Below are 2558 nucleotides of genomic sequence, written 5' to 3' on the forward strand. Positions count from 1 at the left end.
CTCCACCGCTGCCGGCGGAGCAGGCACGCCCGGGTGGTGTGCTGGGCCTGCTGCAGAGCATGGCGGCCACGCCTGCCGCGCAACGCGGCTATGGCGCGCAGTCACGCGAAGTGCAGTGCCAGAGCTGCCATGCGATTTCGGTATTCGTCGCCGGCAAGGTGGCCGACCGCTGCGAGTTCTGCGGCTCGCCCTCAATCATCGATCACCAGTCGTTGGGCGATGCGATCACCCCGCAGAGCCTGCTGCCGTTCAAGATCAGCGACGGGCAGGTCCGTGATGGCATGCGCAAGTGGTACGGCACGCGCTGGTTCGCGCCGAACCGGCTCAAGCGTGCGGCGTTGACCGATACGCTCAAGGGCGTGTACCTGCCCTACTGGACGTTCGATGCGCAGGTGTCCGCGCGCTGGACGGCCGAGGCCGGCTACCACTATTACGTGACGGTGAGTTACCGCGACTCCAACGGCAATACCCGGACCCGACAGGAGCAACGCACGCGCTGGGAACCGGCGGCGGGCTCGCTGCGGCATTTCTTCGATGACGAGCTGGTGCCGGGTACGGTCGGGGTGCATATGGCGCTGCTGCACAAGATCGGCAGCTTTCCGACCACCACCGATCTGAAGGCCTATTCGCCCGAGTTCGTGCGTGGCTGGACGGTGGAGCGTTACCAGGTCGATCTGCGCCAGGCCGCGCAACAGAACGTGGCGCAGATGCAGGCGCAGACAAACGCGCTTTGCGCCGAGCAGGTACCCGGTGATACACACCGCAATCTGCAGGTACAGGCCGATTACAGCGCGCGCACCTTCAAACACATCCTGGTGCCGGTGTGGCTGGTCAGCTACACCTATGGCGCGCGCAGCTACCAGGTACTGGCCAACGGCTACACCGGCGAGATTGCCGGTGAGCGTCCTTACAGTGCGTGGAAGATCTTCTTCGCGGCGGTGACCGCTGCGCTGGCAGTGATGGCATTGCTGTATGTGCTGGGAAATCTCTAGGCCTGCCGGTTGCCGGGATGAGGCTGGCTGCGGCAGCGACCGGACGTGGTCCCGGTGCCGCCGCGGGCGTCTGGTGGTCTCCCCCTTTAAAACCGCTGGAGTGGCCCCCATCTGATCGGCTTGTGGTAACAGCAACAAGGGAGGCTTATGCAAGCCGACATGACTGGATGGATCCAGTGCAGGAAATGCAACGCGGTGTACGAGCCCGCGATCAAGGTGCTTGAGCGGGTGTGTCCGCAGTGCCTGTCGATCAAAACCGTACGTCTGGACGTGGCCACGCTGCTCCAGCATCACGCAATCGCCTGACACCAGGCACAACCGATGGGCCAGGCATTGCCTGGCCTTTTTTCTGCAGCGGCCACGTACCCTCCGGTACCGGTGCAACGCCGCAGGCCAGCCTTCAGTCCGGCGATGTTCCGGCTTTGCCTATGCTGGCGGTTGGATCCTGCGCCGTCCGGGTGGAATGCCGCAACGCCCTTGCCTTTGCACGTTTTGCGCGTTGCGGTGCGGCAGACGCGCGGCGGTGATTGATCTGGATCATGACCCCGCGCAGACGGCCTCGGGAGAATGGCCGCGCTCCCGGTAAGGCAGGTCGCATGAAGAAACTCACGAAGCTGGTGTTGGTGGTGGTGTCGGGGATGGCGGTTGCCTACGGTGTCGCCCGCTCCACGCCACACTGGTTCGCACCGCGGCAGGTGGCCGAGGTCGATATCCACGATCGCGCGCTGATCCAGCGCGGTGAATACCTCTCGCGCGTGGCCGATTGCGCCGCCTGCCACACCGCTCCCGGCGGCAATGCGTTTGCCGGCGGGCTGGGCATGCAGACGCCGATGGGCACCCTCTATTCGACCAACATCACCCCGGACAAGGCCACCGGTATCGGGGGCTACGACTACGCCGATTTCGAACGGGCGGTGCGCCGTGGCATCCGCGCCGATGGCCAGCCGCTGTATCCGGCGATGCCGTATGTGTCCTACATGATCAACTCCGATGAGGAGATCAAGGCGCTGTATGCCTACTTCATGTCCAGCGTGGCGCCGGTGGCGCAGACCAACGCCGCGACCACGATTCCGTGGCCGGCAAGCATGCGCTGGCCGCTGTCGTGGTGGCAGCTGATGTTCGCCCGTCCGCGCGAGCACCGGGTGGATCCGGCACTGGATGCCAGTGCGCAGCGTGGCGCCTATCTGGTGGAGGGCTTGGCCCATTGCGGGGCCTGCCATACCCCGCGCGGGCTGGCGTTCCAGGAGAAGGCGCTGGGCGAGGACGGCAGCGGCCAGTTCCTGTCCGGCTCGGTGCTCGAAGGCTGGTATGCCAAGAGCCTGCGCGATGAGGATATCGGCCTGGCGACGTGGAGCGAGGCCGAGATCGTCGAGTTCCTGCGCAGCGGACGTACCGATCGCACCGCGGCCTTCGGTGGCATGGCCGATGTGGTCCAGCACAGCACCCAGCACATGAGTGCCGAAGATCTGCAGGCGATGGCGCACTACCTCAAGCAGCTGCCGGCGCGTGCCGAACGTGCGCCGCAGTGGAAGCCGCGCGCCGACACCACCACCGCGCAGCTGCGCG

Annotated in this window: 3 protein-coding genes; all 3 read left to right on the forward strand. The window is 65.7% G+C overall.

Translation table 11 applies throughout. The annotated features are described in order from the left end of the window. Positions 1-992, forward strand: a 992-nt coding sequence (locus tag JCM9942_RS13860; protein ID WP_218185501.1) for a hypothetical protein, incomplete at its 5' end; no start/stop codon positions are given. Between the two features lie 159 nt (positions 993-1151). Further along, positions 1152-1298, forward strand: a complete 147-nt coding sequence (locus JCM9942_RS19175; protein ID WP_157722938.1) for a hypothetical protein — start codon at positions 1152-1154, stop codon at positions 1296-1298. Between the two features lie 290 nt (positions 1299-1588). After that, a partial coding sequence (locus JCM9942_RS13865) for a c-type cytochrome (protein WP_054660402.1) occupies positions 1589-2558 on the forward strand: 970 nt, incomplete at its 3' end.

Origin of the sequence: Stenotrophomonas pictorum JCM 9942 (assembly GCF_001310775.1) — a bacterium.
Taxonomy (GTDB): Bacteria; Pseudomonadota; Gammaproteobacteria; order Xanthomonadales; family Xanthomonadaceae; genus Stenotrophomonas; species Stenotrophomonas pictorum.